Here is a 22090-nt window from a genome sequence, read left to right on the forward strand (position 1 = left end):
GCTGAGAAACCTGAGCCGGGAAGTCTGAGCCGGGAAACCGGCGGGGGCGGCGAGCCCGGACGGCCACCGAAGGTGACCAGAGCGTCACTCTGCCGAGACGTCAGTTGACCGTAGTGGCGATTGTCGCCTGGAGTGTCGTCCGGCCACCATGGAGCCGCGTTTCCTCCATGGAGTCGCGCTCCCGGGGACCGCGTTCTCTTTCGCGCTCCCGTGGACCGCGCTCTCTCGGGAGAGCGCGCATCCCTGTTCGCGCATACCGGCCGGAAGGACGAACCCGTGGCGAGCGAGTTCCAGCGAAGCAAGATCGGCGGGGTGTTCGACGCGATGGACGCCGACGGTGACGGTTTCCTGCGGGAGCAGGACTTCACGGCGCTGGCCGCGCGATGGGCCGCGATCCGGGGCGCAGCGCCCGGCTCGGCGGGTCACACCCGGCTGACCTCGATCATGATGGGCTGGTGGACCACCCTGCTGGCCGCCTCCAACGGCGACGGCGACGGCGACGGCGACGGCGGCGGCGACGGCGACGGCGAGGTCACGCTGGAGGAGGTCCTGCTGGTCGTCGACCGACTGGGACTCATGCCCGACGCGGTCGCCGAGACCGCCCAGGCGATGTTCGAGGCCGTCGACGAGGACGGCGACGGGCGGATCTCCCCGGCCGAATACCGCCGGCTCATCGAGGCGTGGAACGGCTGCGCCACCGACACCGACGAGACCTTCCCGCTGCTCGACCTCGATGGTGACGGCTATCTCTGCGAGAAGGAGTTCGTCCGGCTCTGGACGCAGTTCTGGGCGGGTGACGACCCTCAGGCGCCCGGCACCTGGGTGTTCGGCCGCTTCGAGCCACCCGTGCCGCACCGCCGCTGAATCCCGATTCGACGCCGATCATCGGCTCAGGGCGGCGGCACGGCCCCGAACTCCGGCGGAGAGCCGGCCACCGACGTGGCCTTCAGCGGGCATGTCATCGGCCGGCTGGACGGCGGCGCCTCGTCGATCGGTCGCCGATCGTTTCGCGGCGCCGGACAGGTCTCTCCGGGAGGGGTGCTGGACAGGTCCCTCCGGGAGGAGGGACCTGCCTCGCGACGCCTGCGGCTTTCCGGTGCCCGGAGCCGTCAGTTCTCCGGCGGGAGACGGCGAGGTCTTCGAGGATCTCGCCGGTCGTCCCGGTCTCCGGCTAGGGGCGCCAGTACTTCATCTTCTGGAACATCTGTTGCACGATCCTGCTGGCGGGGACCGTCCCCTTGTCTATCGCGTGGGCGGCGCCGGTCGCGCGCATCAACACGGCGCCGCCGTAGGTCGGCCCTATGTTCCTGATCGCTCCCACTCCTGCCGCCTTCGCATAGCCCTGCTGGGTGTGCTCGATGCCGCCGGTGGTCGCGTAGCTCGCCGCTCCGGCGGCGGCCCCGATTCCTCCGGCGATGAGATAGCCCGCTATCAGGCCGCCGCAGATTCCGGCCGTGGCGGCAAGACACGCGCCGCCCGCCACGACCGCACCCACGGTCACGATGACCTGCAGGGCGCCCCGCCAATGGCAGGAGGGCGAGTACCAACTGCACTTCTTCTTGGCCTTCTTCTGCTCCTTCTCCCGTTCGGCCTGTTCGGCCGCCCTGAGTTTGGCCTCGGCCTCCGCGGCCCGGTTGAGCGCGTCCACGAGCCTGGCCTGCTGCTCGGCGTAGTCGGAGTCGGTCAGCGACTTGTAGCAGGTGTAGGTCGCGCAGTGGCTGGTGTTGGGGGTGCCGCCGCTGCTCTGGCCGGTGCCCTTGCCGTTGCCGTTCCCGCTGCTACCGCTGCCGCCGTTGCCGCTGCCGCCGTTGCCCGTGGGCGGCGGAGGGGGTGGCGGCAGGGGCTTGCCGTCGGGACGGATCCCGTAGTCCTTGCACTCCTGACCGTCACACACCCGCAGACCGGTCGGATCGGACCAGGTGATGGGATTGTTGCTGGCATAGGCGTAGCCGTTGATCTGCTGCGGATCGGCCAGATCCATGATCGGGTCGGCCGAGACGAACCGGCCGGTGGCCACGTCGTACTCCCGCGCCCCGATATGGGTCAGCCCCGTCGAATCATCGATGGTGCCACCGACGAAGCCCTTCTGCCCCGGCCAGGACGCCGGCGCCGCACCCCGGAAACCGCCATAAGGGGTGGTGGAGCGGCGGCTGTAGGCCAGCGTGGTGGCGTTGACCACCAACTCGTCGGTGCCATGGTGATCACCGAGCAGGTAGTTGACCTTCCCGTCGCCGGTACGCACCACGCTGACCTGCGGCCCCTGGTAGTAGCGGGTGCCGCTCACCCTGCCCGCGGCCAAAGTCAGCTCTTGACCGTCCAGATACAGCGTGACCGCGCCGGCATCGCGGCGCAGCAGCCGCTCACCGTCGGCGTCGTAGACGAAGCTGCTCGTCTTGCCCGCGACGGTGGAGGCGGCCAGCCGGCCCTCGGCGTTCCAGGTCAACGCCTGGTCGCCCTGGCCGGTGAGGCGCCGCTTGGTGTTGCCGGCGGCGTCGTAGTCGAAGCTGTCGGTGCGCGCCCCCGGCCCGGTGCTCTGCACCGTGCGCAGGGTGTGCGGCTGCGCCTGGCCGGCCGCCGGGTAGGTGTAGGCGTGGCTGACATCCCCGCCGGCACCGGCGCCGCCGGCGACGGCGTGCTGGACCTCGGTGGTGCGGTTGCCCACCGCGTCGAAGGTGAAGGCCTGCCAGTAGGGGGCCGGCCCGCCGACGGTCGCCGCCGACGGCGCGCCCGCGCAGTCGTCGGTGGCCGTCCACGCCTGGGTCAGCCGGCGCCGGTGGTCGTAGCTGTAGCACTGGGTGTCGGTGGCGGTCTTGTCGTCGCGCTCGTCGCGGACGCTGGTGATGTCACCGGCCGGGTTGTAGGTCAACACGGTGTTGTCGATGGTCTGCGGGCCGCTCTTTTCCCGGTCGTTGACCACCTGGGCCAGCCGGCGGGTGGCGTTTTGGTAGTCCAGGGTGTGCACCACCCGGGCGCCGACGTCACCGAGCACGCTCTGCAGCACCTCGCCGTAGGGCGAGTACTGGGTGCCGCTGACATACAGCCGGGTGCCGTTGTCGAGGGAGGCGGGCTGGCCCAGCCGGGTGTAGCCGAGTTTCACGGTCTCGGCGGGCAGCCCGCCGACGGCCGGGTAGGAGGTGGAGGCCACCAGCCCGGTGAGGGGTTTGTAGGTCAGGCCGGTGGTGTAGGTGCCGGCCAGCAGCCCCTCGGCCTGCGGGATCGTCACGGTGGTGCCGGTCGGGTGACCGGCCGCGTCGTAGCCCTTGATCGCGCTGGTGTAGGCGTTGCCGTTGTCGTAGCGGGTGGCGGCGGCGAGCAGGCCCTTGCCGCCGGGTGCGGTGTCGTAGGCCCATTCGGCGAGTTTGGTGCCGTCCTGGCTGAGGGTGCTCTTGCGGCCGAGTTCGTCGTAGCCGGTGGTGAGGGTGATGTTACGGGCGTCGGTGACGGCGGTGGGCCGGCCGGCCGCGTCGTAGGCGTAGCGGCTGGTGCCGGCGTCGGGGTCGGTCGCCTGGATCTTGTGTCCGCGCAGGTCGTAGGTGTAGGTCCAGGTGTTGCCGGCCGGGTCGACGACCTTGGCCAGCTGTCCGGCCCGGTCGTAGGAGTAGGTGGTGACGTCGGCCTGGAGGGTGACGAAGGCCGGGTTGCGGTCGGGGTATTGCCGCAGCTCGGTGGTTCTGCCCCGGGCGTCGGTCACGGTCAGGGTGGCCGTCTCGCCCTGCGGCGGCACGACCGCGGTGTAGTTGCCACCGTAAGAAGTGCTCTGGCGCCACTTCTCCACGTTCAGCGACTTGAAGATCTCCGCGGTCTTGCGGTCCTGGCCGTCGTATTCGGTGACGGTCTGCCCGGGGACCAGATTGTCGGCGACGCCGAACAGCGCGGTGTCCGGCGCAGAGGAGTTCCAATAACCGTCGTTGGTCTTCCAGGCGCGGCCGTGGGAGTCGAGGAAGGTGTCGGCGACCAGACGGCCGCCACCGTGCGCGTCCTGCTGGGTCTGCCGCTCGCGCAGCAGGCCGTCGTACAGGGTGGTCGCGGTCTTGTAGGAGCCGTCCTCCAGCCGGTCCTTGCGCGTCACCGCGGTCGGGGCACTGGCCGAGACGGCGTAGGAGAAGACGATGTCGGCGGGTGTGCCCTTGGCATGGCCGGGCAGCCACACCGTGGCCAGCCGGCCGAGCGCGTCGTAGTCGGTGTAGGCGGTGCGGCCGTTGGCGTCGGCCGACGACAGGGTCAGCCCGCGCACCCCGTCCAGCGTGGTGGTGGTGGTCAGGCCCTTGGGGTCGGTGACGGTGGTGCCGGTCGGGATGCCGGTGGCCGGGCTGTAGGCGGTGGTGGTGGTGCGGCCCAGCTCGTCGGTCTTACCGGTGGGCCGGCCGTAGCCGTCGAAGGCCGCGGTGGTGGCCACGTAGACGGGGGTGGAGCCGTCGAGGTGATCCAGCGTCTCGGTCCGGGTGGCATGGCTCTGGCCCGCCTTGGGCGTGGTGCCCAGCGGCTGGCCGTCGTAGAAGGTGCGGGTCTCGGAGGTCACCGCGCCCGGCGCGGCGCAGGTGCCGGCCGTGGTCTTGACCGCCGCCGGGTAGGAGATGAGCCAGTTCGTGGTGTCTTTGGCGGTGTAGGTGGTGGTGGTGCACTCCTCGTCGCCGGTGACCGCGGTGTCGCCCTGGTCGCTTTCCGAGGTGATCTGGCCGAGATTGTCACGGGTGATGTCGGAGCGGGTGCGCCGCCAGGCGGTGCCGGTCGCGGTGGTGATCAGGGTGCGGTTGCGGTTCACCGATGTGCCGGTGATCCTGCTGGTCAACGTGCCCCCGCTCTTCGGGGTCCGGGTGGAGCCGATCGGCGACAGCCATGGCTCGGAGACCGCGGCCGAGGCGAGCGCGCCGCCCTCACCGGTGTAGGTCAGCGTCTCCAGCGTGGTCCCGGCCAGCGCCGGGTCGTCGCTGACCTGGTTGCCCTCGGAATCGGCCACCGTGCCGCCCAGACCACGCAGATAGACGGTGTCGCTCTGGCTGCGCGCCGTGGCGCCGACCTTGGTGCGCACCGCCGCATACCCGCGAAACTGGCTGTAGGTGCGGTGCTTGTCCAAGGTGAACTCGCTGTCGTCCTTCACCCAGGCCGCGCCGCCCAGATACTCATACGCGGTGACCTTGGATTCGGAACCGGAACCGGCGACCTTGTCATCCTCGACGATCTGGGTCACCACGTACTTGTGGAACCAGTCCTGCAGCGGCTCGACATAGCCCTCCGGCGTCCACCAGGAGGGGTAGCACCGCTTGGTGTTGGCCGCCGGGTCCGGGGTGGCGCCGAAGACGCAGTCCTTGTCCGAGTAGGTGATCAGGGTGTCGGCGCCGGTGTCGGTGCCGATCCGGGTGATGCGGTACTTGTACAGCGGCGCACGGCCCTCATCGGCGTCCACCCGGTTTTCCATCAGCGTGCCGAAGAAGGTGGTGGCCGGCAGGGTGATCGCGGTGCCGGTCGCCAGACCGGTGCGGACGATCTGCGCCAGCCACAACCCGGCCGCGGTGTTGTCGCCGGTGCCCGGGAAGTCCTGGCTCAGCGCCCAGCGGTCCACGTCCTTGCCGCCGGCCTGGGTGGTGATCGAGGTCAGCCGCTTACGGGTCCAAAACGTCGGCCCGCCCGTGGCGCACGTGCCGCCCGGCGCGCAACTTTGATCCACCGGCACATCCGGCCAGTTGGCCGCGTGCGCCACGTCGAAGGCCTCACAGCCGGACAGGCAGCGCTCGGCCACCCCGAAGCTCACCTTCGCCGCGGGTGCGGCGAAGGGGTCGGCGGCGCGCAGCCCGTATTCGATCCGGTTGAGGACGCCGCCGCGCACGTAGCTCATGGAGGCGATGCTTTCCATGGTCTTGGCGTAGGCGTTGGTCTCCTTGTCGTAGTAGTAGGCCATCGCGTTGCCGTGCGGGTCGACCACGTAGTCCAGCTGCCAGCGCCAGCCCTGCGCGCAGGAGGAGTCGGTGAAGGCGGTGGCGTGGCAGGGCTCGCCGGGGTGGTTGCCGTAGATCGGCGCGGTGTAGGCCGAGCCGGTCTCCGGCTTGCCGGCGCTCCAGCCGGGCAGCCGGTTTCGGCCGAACCAGTACTGGGTGCCGTCGGGTTTGGTGATGCGCCAGTACTCGTTGTCGTTGTCGCCGTTGCCGGTGTCGGCCGCGGTGCCGTTGAGGTGCTCGACGCGGGAGCCGTCGTCGTCGGCCAGCCGCCAGATGCCGCCGGCGTCGTCGCGGACCAGCGCGGTGGAGGTGCCGTTCAGCGACAGGGTGGCGTTGTCGGACTTCCAGCACAGATCGCCGGTCTTGGTGGTGTTGTTGCCGCCTGCCTGGTCATCGACACAGCCTTGGTAGCTGCGTTCGATGAAGCCGGGGTCGTAGTCCCAGCCCTCGCCCAGCCAGGACGGCTGGTTGTTGGTCGAGGCGACCCGGCCGTCCACGCTGGAGGAGGAGTAGCTGAAGGTGATGGGCGGGATGAGGCCGCCGGGGACCTGCGGCACCTGGATGCCGTAGGTGTAGCCGAATCCGCCGGAGTTACCGCCGCCCGACCAGGCGCCGGAGGGCGCCAGCGAGGTGGCGGCGTAGGTGCCGCTCGCGCCCTTGGGCGCGGCGACCGCCGCCAGCACCGCCACGCCGGAGGCGGACACCTCGGCGGTGAGCGTGGCGGCCTTGGTGTCGTTGACCGTGGCGATCGGGGCCTGGGTCCGGCACTGCGCCAGGTCGGGGGTGGTCAGCGCGCACGGGGGCAGGCCGGCCAGGGTCAGCCGTGAGGACCAGTCCGCGCCGAGGGCGCCCTTGACGGCCGCGTAGTCGACCTGGAGCGACAGCGTGCCGGGTGTGTCGGGCCGTACGGCCAGCAGCAGGCCGTCCACGCCCGCCTTGGCCGCGACGTCCCGCGCGGCCAGCTCGACCGAGACCCGGGACGGGCCGCCGTCCCCGGCCTGCGAAGACGTCTCGGCCCGGGGAGCTTCGGTTTGAGAGTGGGTTTGATGGGTTTTGGTGTGAGAGGTCCCGGTTTGGGAGCTACCGGCGATCAGGGGTGCCAGGCGGATCGGCAGGTCACCGGCCCGGACGTGGCGGTCACCCGACCGCAGCCCCCGTTCCTGCGGCTCCGCCGTCAGGTCCACCTCTGCCTTCCCGGCCTTCGGCCAGGTCACGGCGGGCACGGCCTTCCATGCCTTGAGCTGGGAGTCGGCCGGAGGCGCCGGAGTGTCCTTGGCGACCTTGCCGCCGGACACCGAATGCTCCTTCTGCACCGGGCGGATCTTGAATTGGATGGGTGCGGCGGTTGCGGGCAGCGGGGAGAGGACCCCCGCGACCAGCGACGCGGCCACAGCTATGACTGTTTTTCGCATCATCGTGGAGGTCCCGTTCAGGAGATTCCGGTGATCCAACCGGTCCAACCAGGACCGCCGACATTGATGGCCGACTCCCTGCCGGTAGCCGTGCCCGGATACAGATACAACCCATCGGAAAGCGTCGCGCTCTGCGCCGCGACCCAGAAGTCCGGGCCCTCCTTGCCGGCCACCGGCTGGAAGGTCTTGACCCCGTCGACATCGACGATCGTGCCCTGCAGATCACCCGGCGCACTGATCCACGGATAACTCGCCGCCGGCCACAGCTCGGCGCCGTAACCACGGCCCGCGCCCAGCACATACTCATCGGCCTCGGTGAACAGACCCGGATACACACTCACCACACCGGTGGCCCGCTGGCGCACCACCACATCGGCCGCGCTCCGCGGATCGGCCGCGCCGTCACCGTCGGCATCGACGATCACATCGCCGCCCGGCACGAACACGTCATAGCCGACCACACTCATCGAGGTCGAACCATTGGAGCCGCCCGCCGCCGGCACCTGCAGCACCCGCGGCGCGGCCAGCTCCCCGTTGTCGGCGGTGGCCAGCGGCCCGGCCACCGTACCGGTGTAGAGATCGAGCCGGCCGCCCTCGACGACGATCAGATCGGCGCCCGGGTTGCCGTCGATGTTGCCCGGCGCGATCAACTGGGTGGCCGCCGACCAGTCCCCGCCGCCCGGATGCTTCAACTCCCGGCGGCCGTCGAAGGCCGGCCAGCCGGTGCCCAGGTTGGGATACAGCGACAGCTTGCCCGACGCCGAGCGCAGGAAGATGTCCTCGTAGCCGTCCTTGCCCATCCCGATCTCCGGGCCGACGAAGTCACCGCGGTGGGCCAGCAGCGCGTTGCCGAAGCCGGAGGCGGCCACATCGGTGCCGCCGTCGGTGGTGCCGTCGCCCCGCCCGGCGTACAGCCGCAGCGTGCCGCTGGTGTTGGTGGCCAAGATGTCGGGCTTGCCGTCGCCGGTCAGGTCGCCGTCGCGGTCCCCGGCCACCGTGCCGTCGGCCTCGGCCACGAACGCCGGCGGCGCGGTGACGATCAGCGTGGAGTTGGTCTCGGCCTGCGCCGGCGAGCCGTCGTAGGGCGAGACGTTGCCGGCGACGTCGATCGCCGCCACGTGCAGCCGGTTGTTGGGCCAGCGGTGCGGGTAGATCTCGATGGTCGCCGAGCCGTCGGCGCCGGCCTTGACCCAGGTGCCGGTGGCGCATTTGCCGCCGCCCACCGAGATCGGCGCGTTGAGCCGGTAGCAGAATCCGTCCAGGTGCGCGTCGGCCGAGGTCAGTTTGACCTTGCGGGTCCAGCGGGCCGGCACCTCGGCCACATCGATACGGTGGCCGTCGGCGGAGGCGACGGTCGGCTTGGCCGGCGCGACCTTGTCCACGGTGAACCCGCAGTAGGGGGCATGCGCGGCGGTGGTGTCGGTGCCATCGCTAGCGGTGGCCGACCACTGATAGCCCACCCCGTCGGTCAGCGCCCCGGCCGGGACGCGGTGGGTGGCGGTGCCGCCGTTGCCGACCCAGTAATCGCCCTCGGAGATGCCGGCGCCCGGCCGCCACAGGCCGAAATGCATCAGCAGGTTACTGCCGTCGGGGTCATAGGCCGCCGCCGTCAAGGTGATGTCGGTGTTGCCGACCACCGGCCAGGTCGCGGAGTTGTCGTCACAACGGATCGGCTGGTCGGAGGCGTTGTTGTTCCACGGCCCCTGATAACCGGTCTTGCCCGTCACCCAAGGGGCGCGGTTGTAGGTGACCTGCAGCACCGGGTTGGTGCCGTCCACCCGGAACTTCTTCCAGGCGTAGGTGTCGTTCTCGTCGCCGGCCTTCAGCCCGAACGTGATGTTGCTCTGGCCGTTGTTGGCCGCCTCCTGCACCGCGCCGGCCACCGCGCCGTCGGCGAAGTCCTCACCCGCCGGCCCACACGACCCCCAGCCATGGGCGAACGACTTGGTCTGCAACGTACGAATCCAGCCCGGCTGGTTGTTCCAGCTGACCCAGTTGCCGATCCCCCCGGTCCAGCCCAGCTCCACCGCACGCGCCGAACAACTCCACGAGGAGACGTTGAACACGTTGAAGGTCGCCGAGATGATCCGCGCCCCCTGCAGGCCGTTGATGTTCATCTCGAAATAGGCGCGCGCGGTCAGCCCGGTATCGTTTTCATGCCCCACCCGGGCCACCGGCGGACTCTCGCTGCCCACCTTGTTGCCGCCGTCGTAGTAGACGGTGCCGGCCACACTGGAGTTGCTCGCCTTCTTCACCGCGTTGGCCCAGTGGTTTTTGTAGCCGCCACTGAAGATCGGATCGATGACCACCGGATACACCGTGGCCGGGTCGTCCAGCAAACGCGCGTCCGGCACGATCTGCAAGGTGCCGTCGCCCACGGTGGCCCGCATCGGCGCGGTGCGCACCGGACCGTCCTCATGCACCCCCGCCGCCTGCGCCGCCGCATCCCCGGCGCCGGCGCTGAGCCCCTTGGCGGCGGCGGCGCTGTGGGAGGAGTCCCACATCCGCGGCACCGGCGCGGCGAAGACCGCCGTGCCGGCGCCGTCGACGGCGCGCAGGGCGCCCTCGGCGGTGGCGGTGACCTTCACCCCGTCGCCGCGCAACCCCAGCCGCAGCGTGCGCAGCCGCGGATCGGCCGCCGCGGCACGGTTCTTGACGATCAGGTGATGCACGAAGCTGTCGCTCTCAGCGATGATCTTCAAGTCCACGCCGGGCAGCACCTCGGCATAGGTCGCACTGTTGGCCTGCACGCTGGGCGCCGGCAGCCGGCCCGGCCAGCTCAACGCCAGCGTCTTGCCGTCCTTGACCAGGGTGGCCAGCGCGCCGGTGCCGCCGCCGGAGAACGTCATCGGGAAGGTGGCCGCCACCGGGGAGAAGGTGCCGTCGGGGTTGGCGTGCAGCGTGTCGTCCACCGCTCGCCACTTACCGTCGACTTTGGCCCGTACCGGCCGCAGGTGTTCCCGCAGCGTCAAGGTGCCCGACGGATCGGCGAGCACCTCACCGGTCTCGGTCCGTGACTGGGTGATCTCCACCTGCTTGCCGGACTTCTTGGCCTCGGCCAGCGCCGCCGCCTCACCCGCGGGCACCGCGGGAGAGGCGGATGCCCCCGGTGACGCGCTCGCGGAGGTGGTGGGTGAAGCGGTAGGCGAGGCGCCGGGACCCTGTTCAGTACCCGGACTCTGTTCGGTACCGGGACTCCGTACGACGGTGGGACTCGGCGCGGGTGTCGGGTCCGCGAGTGCCGGCGTGCTTCCCATCGACATGAGTGACGCCACGGCCAGGACGACCGCTCCGCCTCGATGCATGGCACTCATCACAAGACTCCGGTCTCATTGCCACGGGCAGGTCTGGCGGATGGTTCGGGGGAGGTGCTCGCCAGGACGGGACCGATCCCGGCGACGGGTACAGACGCGGCCATGAGCATGGAGGCCGCACCCTTTTTGATCACTATTCGGCTTCCTTCTACTGGCGGAAACTCACGAAATGGCCTGCCATATCACTGTTTGGCAGATACCACCGCCTGCTCCGCGCGTGAATCTTGAGGAGACCTGTAGCCTGCCGACAGCGCCTGGCAAATCGATGGCAACCTGCTGGAAGCCTCCGATCGCGGGCATGTGCGCGTGTAGAAGGAGCGGCAGGGTGGACATCCGTCTGTTGGGCCCGCTGGAGGCTCGTGACCAACAGGGCACGCCGATCACGGTGACCTCCGCGAAACAGCGCGTCGTGCTCGCCGCACTGGCTCTGCAGGTCCGGCAGGTGGTGTCGGTCGATGACCTGGTGGACTGTCTGTGGGACGAGAAACCCCCCGTGACCGCACGTGAGACCCTGCACAGCCACGTCATGCGGCTGCGCAAGGCGTTGTCGAGGGCGGGGCGGGTGCCGCTGGTGACCCACGCGCCCGGCTATGTCCTGGACATCGAGCCGGAGTACGTCGACGTGCATCAGGTGCAGGCGCTGCGCGCCCAGGCCGGCCGGGCCGCCGGCAGGGGGGACGTGGCCGGTGCCGCGGCCCTGCTGAAGGACGCCCTCGCCCGGTGGCGGGGACCGTTGCTGGCCGACGTCGACTCCGCGATGCTGCGTTCGCGTCATGTCAGGGCGTGGGAGGACATCTGGATCCAGACCATGGAGACGCGTGTCGACGCCGACCTATCACTGGGACGACACGCGGACATCCTGGGTGAGCTGCGATCTCTGGCGGCCGGTCACCCCTTCCGGGAACGATTCCGCGGGCAGCTGATGGTCGCCCTGGACGCGTGCGGGCAGCGGGCCCAGGCCCTGCAGGAATACCAGGACGTCCGCAAACTGCTGGTCGAGGAGTTGGGGATCGAACCGGGCCCGTACCTGCGCCAGATTCACTCGAAGATCCTCAACGCCGACGCCGACGAGCCGGCGCCTCTCCGGTCGGCGCCGTCGCACTCACCGGTGGGCGCCGTGCCCCAGAGCCGCACGTCAGAGCATGACAACCCTGATCAAGCCCTACCCGGACCCGTTCCGGCGCCCGCTCCAGTGGCCGCGCGTGTCGCGGCGCTCCTGCCGCTTGACGTGTACGGATTCACCGGCCGCAACCGCGAGCTGGCCCGTCTCGACGCCATCCTGGCCTCGGCCGGCGAGCAGCCCACCGCCGTGATCATCTCCGCGCTTTCGGGCACCGCCGGGGTGGGCAAGACCGCGCTGGCGGTGCACTGGGCTCACCGGATCCGCGACCGTTTCCCCGACGGACAGTTGTATGTGAACCTGCGCGGATTCGACCCGAGCGGGTCGAAGATGCGACCTTCCGAGGCGATACGTGGCTTCTTGAATGCGCTCGGCGTACCCGCCGAACGCGTCCCCGTGGCAGTGAACGATCAGGTCGGCCTGTATCGCAGCCTGCTCTCCGGCCGCCGGATGCTCGTCGTGCTGGACAACGCCCGCGACGCCGAGCAGGTTCGCCCGCTGCTGCCCGGTGCGCCCGGCTGCCTGGTGGTGGTGACCAGCCGCAACCGGCTGTCCGGGCTCGTCGCCGCCGAGGGCGCCCACCCGCTGTCCCTGGATCTGCTGCCGGTCAGCGAGGCGCGTGAACTGCTGGCCCGCCGTCTCGGCCGGCAGCGCGTCGAGACCGAACCGGAGGCGGTGGAAAAGATCATCGCTGGGTGCGCTCGGCTCCCCCTGGCTCTGGCGGTCGCGGCCGCTCGCGCCGCCACCCACCCCCGCTTCCCGCTCGCCGTTCTCGCCGACGAACTGCACGAAGCCCGCGGCGGGCTGGACGCGTTCGACAGCGACGACTCGGCGACGCAGGTGCGGGGGGTGTTCTCCTGGTCGTATCACACGCTCGGGTCCGCCGCGGCGTGGCTGTTCCGGCTGCTGGGCCTGCATCCCGGCCCCGACCTCACCATCTCCGCCGTGGCGAGCCTGGCCGGCGTCCCGGTGACCCAGGCGCGCCCGCTGCTGACCGAGCTGATCCGCGCCCAGTTGATCATCGAGCATGTCCCCGGCCGGTACACCTTCCACGACCTGCTGCGCGCCTACGCCGCCGAACTCGTCCACGTCCACAACCGCGAAGCCGAACACCGCACCGCGCTCCGCCGCATGTTCGACCACTACCTGCACACGGCTCACGCGGCCACCCGGCTGCTCGGCCCGCACCGGGACCCGATAACCCCGGCCGCGCCTCAGCCCGGGGTCACCTGCGTGTCCCTCACCGATCACCAGCAGGCGCTGGCCTGGTTCGCCACCGAGCACAGCGCCCTGCTCGCGGCCGTCGACCGAGCCGCCGGCACCGGATTCGACACCTACGCCTGGCAACTGGCCTGGACACTCACCGACTTCCTCGACCGACAGGGACGCTGGCACGACCAGATAGCCACCCAGGAAACCGCTCTGGCGGCCGCGCGCCGGGAAGGCAGCCGGTCGGGACAGGCCCATGCCCACCGCAATCTCGGCTGGGCGCACACCCGGCTGGACCACCATGACGACGCCCACACCCACTTCCGGCACGCCCTCGATCTTTACGACGAGCTCGGCGACCACACCGGGAAGGCCCATACCCATGGCAACCTGTCCGGGGTGTTCGAACGGCAGGGACGTTACGAAGACGCGCTCGACCATGCCCAGCGGGCCCTTGCGCTCTACCGGCTCGCCGACCACCGGCCGGGAAGGGCCAGGGCTCTCAACGCGGTCGGCTGGCTCCACGCCCTGCTGGGCGACCACCACAAAGCGCTCATCCGCTGCCAGCAGGCTCTCGTCCTGCACCAGGAGTCCGAAGACCAGCACGGGCAGGCCGTCACGTGGGACAGCCTCGGCTACGCCCATCACCGCCTGGGTGACTACCGGCAGGCCGCCGCCTGTTACGAGCAGGCCCTCAGCCTGATCGAGGAGAGCGGCGATCGCCTGAACCAGGCCGGGACGCTCACCCACCTCGGTGACACCCTTTACGCCTCGGGCGCCTTCGACGCCGCTCGCCGTACCTGGAAGCAAGCTCTGGACATTCTCAAAGAACTCGGCCATCCCGACACCGAGAAGGTCCGGGTCAAACTCAATCGTTCCGCCCCGGGGGTGTGGATGTTCCGGGCCTCGACGACGGTCAACGATCAGGAAACCCATGCCTGCTCACCGGCCGTTCGCACGCCACGAACCCGTCCCACGAGGTCCGACACGGTCCGGCACCAGGAGAGCGACGACTTCGGGCATCACGCCGCACGACCTCACGCCGAGAAACCGAGCAGCACCCGGAAACTGGACTGCAACCCGTAGGCCCCGAGACTCGCCCGCCGCGTCGCTCCACGTCACTCCAGCTGCGACAGCAGTTCGAGGCTCTGCTCCGCCAAATACGTGAAGCCGAGCCGTCGGTGGGTCTCGACGGCCGCGCGGGCGTGCTCGCGTGCCTGAGAGGTACGGCCCAGCCGCGCGGCCAGCTCGGCGAGCACCATGTGGGTGGAGCCCCAGCCGGCGGTGCCCGTCCCGCAGACGATGAGCTGGTCCGCGTACGGCAGGAGCCTGCCGTACAGCTCCTCGGGGTCGGGAACGCCGAGCCGGGCGGCGACCAGCCCCCAGACGGGGGTGAGGAAGTCGGCGACCCAGTCTTCCCTGATCTCGGTGCCCCACCGCGCGACCAGCTCACGGGCGAGGTCGGGGCGTCCCCCCTCCAGCGCGGCCAGAACGGCGACCGGCCGAAGCGGGACCAGGGACCGATCCTCCGCCGCGGCGACCAGCTCGTCGAGGATCTCCGGCACCCGGCCCTGTCCGCGTTTGCAGGTGAACGCCATCACCAGGTGGCGGAACTCGGGACCCCAGACGGTCGAGCCGAACTTCATCTCGCCGAAGCGCGTGATGAGCGACTCCACCTCCGCCCATCGGCCCTCGAGCGTGCGGCGCGAGGTTTCGGCGATGCGCACCATCGGCTCCAGCTCCGGGCGGCGCACCTCGTCCAGCAGCCGCTGGCACCGGGCCAGATCGCGGTCCCACTCCGCCAGATCACCCGAACGCAACAGGCACGCCATCCGGAACACCCGTGCCACCAGCTCGGCGGCCCGGGGCAGCTCCGGGATGGCCAGCATCTCCTCGGCGGCCCGTAGCCGCTCGGCGTTGCGACCGGCGACCCAGGACACGAGCAGGTAGTTGTTCAGGGCACGGGTGAGCAGCTCGTGGTCGCCCAACCGACGGGCGATCTCCACCGCCTCGATCGCGTGTCGTTCCCCCTCGGCGCGGCGCGGCCCGTAATACAGCTCCAACCCGAGCGTGCCCAGCAGTACCGCCCGCTGGGCGTCGTCCAGCGGGCCGGCCAGCAGGTCCTCCAGAACGGCGACCATCTCGTGGTCCACCACGCCGTAGGAACGCCAGTGCCATACGGCCAGGCCGCCGAACACCGTGACCGCGGCGATCAGCGCCTGCCGGTCCCCGGCCCGCACGGCCAGCTCGATCGCCTCGTCCATGTCCCTGTGGGCTCCCGCGGCGTCTCCCACGGTACGGCGGGCCTGCCCGAGCTCGGTCAGCACCGCGCACCGGTCGGCCTTCTCCCCCGGTGGCAAGCAGCCCAGCGCCAGCTCCCACAGCTCCACCGCCTCGGCATAGGCCAGCTGCGCGCCGGCCAGCCGCGCCGCCTGGCAGGCATGACGCACCGCGTCGGCCGCGCCGCCCACCTTCGCGGCCGCGGCGAAATGCCGGGCCAGCCGTACCGGCTCGGCCCCCGGCATCCCCTCCAGCGCCTGCCCGGCCCGCAGATGCAGCCGCGCCCGCTCCAGACGGCCCAGCCCGCCGAGCAACGCGTCCCGCACCAGGGCATGGGAGAAGCGGTAGTCGAACCCCCCGGGCGTCTCGGTCAGCAGCCCCGTCGCCACCGCCGGCTCCAGCAACGACATCACCTGCTCGGCCGCGACCCCGATGACGGTCTCCAGCAGGTCGATCTCCACATCCCGCCCGATGACCGCCGCGACCCGCAACAACTGCAGGGTCTCCTCCGGGAGCCGGGCGGCGCGACGCTCGATGACGTCACGCGCCCCCGCCGGCACCTCGGCCGGCAGCCCGCCCCGACCGTCATGGACCGGCCGGCCGCCCTCGCTGTCACGCAGGCGCAGCACCTCGCCCAGGTAGAAGGGATTGCCGCCGGTGCGCTCCAGCAGCGCGCCGACCAGACCTGGCTCCTCGGGAACATGCCGCAGCCGTAGGTAAGAGGCCACCTCTGCGGGGCCGAACGGGTCCAGTCGCACCCGTTCTGTCGTCGGCTGCCCGGCCAGCGCGCCGAGGGTGTCACGAAGTTGCCGCGGATGCGCGCCCGGCTCCGGACGCAAGGTGGCCATCACCACCACCGGATGACGGGCCAGCTCGCCCGCGGCGAAAGCCAGCAGCCGCAGCGACGAGGCGTCGGCCCAGTGCAGATCCTCCACCACCACCAGCAGCGGCCCGCCGCCGGTGAGCGCCGCCACCACCCGCTCGTACAGCTCCAGCAACGCGGCGTCCGGGTCCTGGACCGGCGCGGGCCGTACCTCCGTCAGCAGGTCCGCGGCGCTGCCGCCGCGCTCGCGCAGCACCTGGCGCCATGGCCAGAAGGCCGTGGCCATGCCGTCCAGGCAGCGCCCCCAGGCGACCTGGAAACCTCGGGACAGGGCCTCGTCGGCGGCGGCCTGGGCCAGCCGGCTCTTGCCGATCCCCGCCTCTCCCGTGACCAGCAGCACGCCACCGCGTCCGCGCCGCGCCTCGGCCAGCCGCTCGCCCACCAGGCGCAGCTGCGCCTCCCGTGCGATCAGCCGCTGACCGGCCACCTGCGCCGCGCCTCCGGCTCCGGCCGGTCCGATCCCGGCGGATGCCGGGGAAGCGGCCCCGGCCGCTCCGAGCCCCGCAGGGCCGATCCCGGCAGGGCCGGCCCCGCCCGGCTCGACCTCGGCGGATCCGGGCGCCGCGGGCCCGGACACGGGCGCGGGCGCGAGCTGCCGAAGCCCATCGGATGCCACGGTCCCGGGCTCGGCGGCCCCTCCTCCGCCGTACGGGGGTGCGGCCGGGACCTCCAGCTCCGGCGCCTGCTCGAACACCGCCTGCTCCAGCCGCCTGAGCTCGGGTCCCGGCTCGATGCCCAGGTCATCGGCCAGCCGGGCACGGATGCGGCGCAGCGCGGCGAGCGCTTCGGCCTGCCGGCCGGCCCGATACAGTGCGAGCACCAACAGTCCCCACGCACGTTCCCGGTAGGGGTGGGCCTCGGTCAGCGACTCGAGGTCGGGCACGCACGCGCCCGCCTCCCCCAGCGCCAGCCGCGCCTGCAGCCGGTCCTCCACGGCCGCGTCCCGCAGCTCGCGCAGGCGGGCCACGACGGGTTGGGCGAACTCCTGGTCGGCGAACTCCCCCAGCGGTTCGCCCCGCCACAGCTCCAGCGCCCGCTCCAACGCCCGGCGCGTCCGATCGTGCTCGCCCCGCGCCAGCGCCCGGCGGCCCTCCTCGACGCCCGCGGTGAACCGGGCCAGATCGATCTGGCCGGGAGCAACGGCGAGCAGATAGCCGGGCTCGCGGGTGAGCAGGATCTGCGGCGGGGTGCGCGGCCGGCGCTCGGGCTCCAACACCCTGCGCAGGTGGGAGATATAGGCCTGAAGCGTTCTCGTCGCACCGGAGGGCGGCTCCCCGGCCCACAACTCGTCGATCAACCGGTCCAGGGAGACGACCCGCCCCGGCTCCAGGGCCAGCATCGTCAGCACCGCACGCTGCTTGCGGGTGCCCGGATCGAGCAGGCGACCGGCGGCGTCGGCGACCTCCAACGAGCCGAACAGCCGAAAGCTCAGGCCCGCCGACATACACCCTCTTTCGTCGCTCCAGATGTTTCACGCCAGCTTATGGCGTACCTCAACTCGACCCCAGCTCGGTCCCAAACCGGGTGTTCCACAGTGGGAACAGCGAAAGAGAGGCGGGCATCCCCGCCAGCGGCCCTCCAGCCTCCCGCCACCGGCTTTCCAGGATCTGATCCCGCCACCGAAAAGGACGACCATGTCTTCTGCACCACCGCGGCGCCGCCGTCCGGGCCTGACCCTGGCCCTGCTGGCATTCGCCCAGATCATCATCTCGATCGACTACAACATCGTGTACGTCGCGCTTCCGGAGATCGGCGACGGACTCGGGTTCTCGGCGCAGACCCTGCAGTGGGTGATCAGCGGATACGCGGTGGCGTTCGGTGGGTTCCTGCTGCTCGGCGGGCGGGCGTGCGACCTGTTCGGACCCCGTCGGATGTTCGTCCTCGGGCTCGCCCTGTACGCCCTGTCCTCACTGGTGGGCGGGCTCGCCACCGACCCCGGACTGCTGATCGCGGCTCGTGCGGTGCAGGGCATGGGTGGCGCGTTCCTCTTCCCCGCCACCCTGACGCTGGTCGGCACCAGCTTCGCCGAGGGCCGCGAGCGCAACCGCGCGTTCGCCGTCTGGGGCACCGCGGGCGGCAGCGGCATGATCCTCGGCTCGCTGCTCGGCGGCGTCCTCACCGAGGCGTTCGGCTGGCAGGCGGTGTTCTACGTCAACGTCCCGCTGGCCGGCCTCGCGATCCTGCTCGCCTTCCCGCTGATCGTCCCGGACCCCGCGCATGAGAGGGGCCGCACGTTCGACCTGGCCGGCGCGCTGACCTCCACCGCCGGCATCACCCTGCTCGTCTTCGCCCTCGTCCAGGGCCCCGACTCCGGATGGGGCTCGCCCGCCGTCGTCATCGGCGCGGCCGTCGGCGCGGCCCTGCTCCTGGCCTTCTTCGTGATCGAGAGGCGCAGCCGCGACCCGCTGATGCCGCTGCGGCTGTTCGGGAACCGCAACCTGAGCACGGGCGTGGCCGTCACCTTCCTCTACATGGGGACGTTCGGCACGCTGCTGTACTTCCTCACCGTCTACTTCCAGGGTGTGCACGGTTACACCGCGCTGGAGACCGGCCTCGCCTACCTGGTCCCGATGGTCGCCATCTCCGCCGGCGCCCAGCTGGCCGGACGGCTGGCGACACGCTTCGGCATCCGGGCGATCATGATCGCCAGCCTGGTCGTGGGCGTCGCGGGTGCGTCGATCCTCGGCTTGACCATGTCACCGAACGGTTCCTACGCCATCCTGATCCCCGGGCTCGTCGTGCTGGGCCTGGGTCAGGGCGCCGGATACACCCTCATGTTCGGTGCGGCGGCGATCGGGGTCGATCCTCGGGAGCAGGGCATCGCCTCGGGCGTCGCCTCCACCACCCAGCAGGTGGGCGGCGCCGTGGGCCTGGCCGTCCTCGTCGCCGTCGCCAACTCCGGCACGCACGGCCTCACCGGCCAGGCCCTGCGCGCCGCGACTACCGACGGCCTGCGCACCGCCGTGTTCATCGCCGCGGCCGGCATCGCCGTCACGATCCTCGTGGCGCTGAACTTCGAACGCGTCTCCGACAGGACGCCGGCCGTCGCGGACGCCGAGCCGGTCACGACCACCGGTGAGCGCGCCGCCCTGGCCTGACGTTCTCGCCCACCGGGCGCCGGTCGCGGAGGAGATCCTCCGCGACCGGCGCGATCAGGCGTGTCACGGCAGGACGCTTCACGGCCGGACGCTTCACGATCAGCCGCTTCACGGCCAGATGCTTCACGGCCGGACGATTCACGGCCGGACACTTTACGGCCGGACGCGTGTGACCGCGGCGGCCGAGGAAATAGGTGTCTTCATGGCCCATGACACGACCACACGAACGCGGTTCCACGCCGATCTGCACATCCACTCCGCGTTCTCCAGGGCCTGCAGCAAGGACAGCGACCTGGAGCATCTGACCCTGTGGGCCCGGCGCAAGGGCGTCACCGTGATGGGAACCGGTGACTTCACCCACCCGGCCTGGTTCGACCGGCTCCGTGAGGGCCTCGTACCGGCGGAGCCCGGGCTGTTTCGGCTGCGGAACGAACTGGATGCGGACATCTCCCGCATGCTGCCGCCCAACGTGGCCTCCGACCCGGTGCGGTTCATGCTGTCGGTGGAGGTCTCCACGGTCTACCGGCGCGACGGGCGCACCCGCAAGATCCACCACCTGGTGTACCTTCCCGGATTCGACGCGGCGGAGGCGTTCAACCGCGGGCTGGCGGGAGCCGGCGACCTGAGCTCGGACGGCCGGCCCGTCCTGGGCATGGACTCGCGCGATCTGCTGGAGCTCACCCTGTCCTGCGGAGACGGCGCCTACCTGGTGCCGGCGCACGTCTGGACCCCCTGGTTCGGCGTGTTCGGCTCCAAGTCCGGGTTCGACACGATCGAGGAGTGCTACGGCGACCTGACCGGCCACATCTTCGCGCTGGAGACCGGCCTGTCCAGCGATCCCGCGATGAACTGGCGGGTCTCCGCCCTGGACGGCTATCGGATGGTCAGCTACTCCGACGCGCACTCGCCGCCCAGGATCGGCCGCGAGACCACGGTGTTCGACGTCGAGCTCGACTACTTCGCGGTGCTGCGCGCGCTGCGGACGGGCGCCGGGCACGAGGGGACGGTCGAGTTCTTCCCGGAGGAGGGCCGGTACCACCTGGACGGCCACCGCAAGTGCGACGTACGGATGACCCCGGAGGAGACGCGTGAGCACGGCGGGATCTGCCCGGTGTGCGGCAGGCCGCTCACGGTCGGTGTGCTGAGCCGGGTCGAGGAGCTGGCCGACCGGAAGGAGGCCGTACGGCCGGACGGCGCCGCGGGTTTCCGCAGCCTCGTCCCGCTCCCGGAGATCGTGGGCGAGATTCTCGGTGTGGGGCCGAAGAGCAAGAAGGCGCTGGCGGAGGTCGACAGGCTCACCGCCGTTCTGGGGTCGGAGCTGGCGATCCTGGAGGATCTGCCGATCAGCGACATCGCGGCCGGCTCCCCGCCGCTGGCCGAGGCCGTCGATCGGCTGCGCCGTGGCGAGGTGATCCGGGATTCCGGGTATGACGGCGAGTACGGAACGATCCGGCTCTTCGGGCCGGACGGGCCGCCCCGGGCGGACACGGTCACCACCCCGACGCTTTTCTAGGCCGGTGGGCCTGGCACGCGGCCGGGCGGGTGTCCCTGCCCGAGGCGGGCGGGCGGGTGGCGGCCCTGCCAGAGGCGAGTGGGAAAGCGGGACGGAGAGGTCATCACCTGATCGACGCCGAGACCGGCTCTGATCGGTTCGGCGGTCGGCTTCCCGGGCTGAGCCGTACGGGTGGCCGGCGCGTCATCCATCGGACTTCTCACGTCATGTATCCCCATTATGGGGATAAGAGAAACAAGACGGTTAATTCTTGCATTCATGATGGAAGGCGATAGTCGATCCCCTGCGTTAAATAACACATTGATAACGCTTCTTCGATCGCGGCTTGCGGCGTTCACGGACAGTTACATTGACATTGACTGCAACAAATTAGATTCAAATGAATCGTCGCAGCCAGAGGGCCATCACCAGGAACGTCGAAGCGCATTCGGAGACCGGCTGATCACGCTTCGTGAAGCCTGGTCACCCTTATTGCTTTCCGGATAAATCACGAGGCTTCATCTCACCCCTTACTCACCAGGATTCATGGCCTGGAGTCAGAGTGACGCCGTTACCCCCTGAAAACCGGTATTCCCGAATCGCCGGAGCACTCTTCCCGCGAGGGCGCGCCCTGTCGCGTCGCGTGCTGGGAGTGGCGCTGGCGGTCCTGATGGCGATGGCACCGCCGGCCAAGGCGGCCGCTCCTCACGCGCTCCCGCCCGGCCCGGCGGCTCGCACCGACGCGTCCGCCTCCGAGCCGTCCCGGGCAACGTCCCGAGCACCCAGCCCGACCAGCGACCCGGCCGGCGACCCGGTCGGCGACCCGGTCGGCGACAGGAACGGTGGTGGGGCCCCGGCGGCCGGCCGGCAGCTCACCGCGGTCCCCGGCGGGGAGCTGCACGCGGACGACTCCTCAAAGGTCGAAGACGACGTCTCCAACGTCCGAGCGGGCGAGTTCGGCCCCTCGGCGTGGGGAGCCGTCGTCATGGTCCATCACGCAGGGATGTCCGAGACGAGTCCGAGGACAGGCGCGGCCCGCGCGCCACCGGCGCGCGCCGGACGCCTGCTTCCAGGCGTTCCCCGCCCGCACCGAATCCGGCCGGACACGGCCGGAGTGGACCGCCCCTGCCCTTGTGAGGACCGTAGCGATGTTCGAACGGCAACACCCCCGAATACCTGACGACCCGTCGATCCCCTCATCGACCGGCGCACCGGCCCGCTCACCGAGCACGCGCCGGCGCGCGTTCCCGAAGGCCGACCTGAAGTCCGGCCTCCCGGTCTTCCTCATCCCCGTCTCACCCCGGCCGCAGACCACCCGGCTCACCCCACCCGCAGGCCGCCCGGCGCAG

The 22090-nt window shown here is 70.8% G+C and carries 7 protein-coding genes; 4 read left to right on the forward strand and 3 right to left on the reverse strand.

The genetic code is table 11. The annotated features are described in order from the left end of the window. Window positions 1-276: 276 nt before the first annotated feature. Window positions 277-864, forward strand: a complete 588-nt coding sequence (locus ACQPYK_RS46390) for an EF-hand domain-containing protein (RefSeq protein WP_433247073.1) — start codon at window positions 277-279, stop codon at window positions 862-864. 307 nt (window positions 865-1171) lie between these two features. Here the strand turns inward: ACQPYK_RS46390 and ACQPYK_RS46395 are convergent, their stop codons facing one another. Next, window positions 1172-7324: an RHS repeat domain-containing protein gene (locus ACQPYK_RS46395; protein WP_433247076.1), complete on the reverse strand. Its 6153-nt coding sequence runs from the start codon at window positions 7322-7324 to the stop codon at window positions 1172-1174. Between the two features lie 38 nt (window positions 7325-7362). Next, a complete protein-coding gene (locus tag ACQPYK_RS46400) occupies window positions 7363-10431 on the reverse strand; it encodes a DNRLRE domain-containing protein (protein ID WP_433247079.1) in 3069 nt (1022 codons plus the stop codon). 553 nt (window positions 10432-10984) lie between these two features. Here ACQPYK_RS46400 and ACQPYK_RS46405 point away from each other — a divergent pair. Beyond that, complete coding sequence (locus ACQPYK_RS46405) at window positions 10985-14074, forward strand: AfsR/SARP family transcriptional regulator (protein WP_433247082.1); 3090 nt, start codon at window positions 10985-10987, stop codon at window positions 14072-14074. A 32-nt stretch (window positions 14075-14106) separates the two neighbouring features. On the opposite strand, the gene ACQPYK_RS46410 is transcribed toward ACQPYK_RS46405, so the two are convergent. Beyond that, window positions 14107-17595, reverse strand: coding sequence for a BTAD domain-containing putative transcriptional regulator (locus tag ACQPYK_RS46410; protein WP_433247085.1), 3489 nt, complete (start codon window positions 17593-17595; stop codon window positions 14107-14109). Window positions 17596-17785: 190 nt separating this feature from the next. Between ACQPYK_RS46410 and ACQPYK_RS46415 the strand changes: the two genes are divergently transcribed. After that, window positions 17786-19249: an MFS transporter gene (locus ACQPYK_RS46415; protein WP_433247088.1), complete on the forward strand. Its 1464-nt coding sequence runs from the start codon at window positions 17786-17788 to the stop codon at window positions 19247-19249. 202 nt (window positions 19250-19451) lie between these two features. After that, complete coding sequence (locus ACQPYK_RS46420; protein WP_433247091.1) at window positions 19452-20762, forward strand: endonuclease Q family protein; 1311 nt, start codon at window positions 19452-19454, stop codon at window positions 20760-20762. Window positions 20763-22090: the final 1328 nt, after the last annotated feature.

This window comes from Streptosporangium sp. CA-135522, assembly GCF_050949235.1.
GTDB lineage: Bacteria > Actinomycetota > Actinomycetes > Streptosporangiales > Streptosporangiaceae > Streptosporangium.

What these genes read in the sequence shown, in the direction of transcription:
- ACQPYK_RS46415 (WP_433247088.1), top strand. Translation starts at nt 17,786, where the DNA reads ATGTCTTCTGCACCACCGCGGCGCCGCCGTCCGGGCCTGACCCTGGCC.
- ACQPYK_RS46410 (WP_433247085.1), bottom strand. Translation starts at nt 17,595, where the DNA reads ATGTCGGCGGGCCTGAGCTTTCGGCTGTTCGGCTCGTTGGAGGTCGCC.
- ACQPYK_RS46420 (WP_433247091.1), top strand. Translation starts at nt 19,452, where the DNA reads ATGGCCCATGACACGACCACACGAACGCGGTTCCACGCCGATCTGCAC.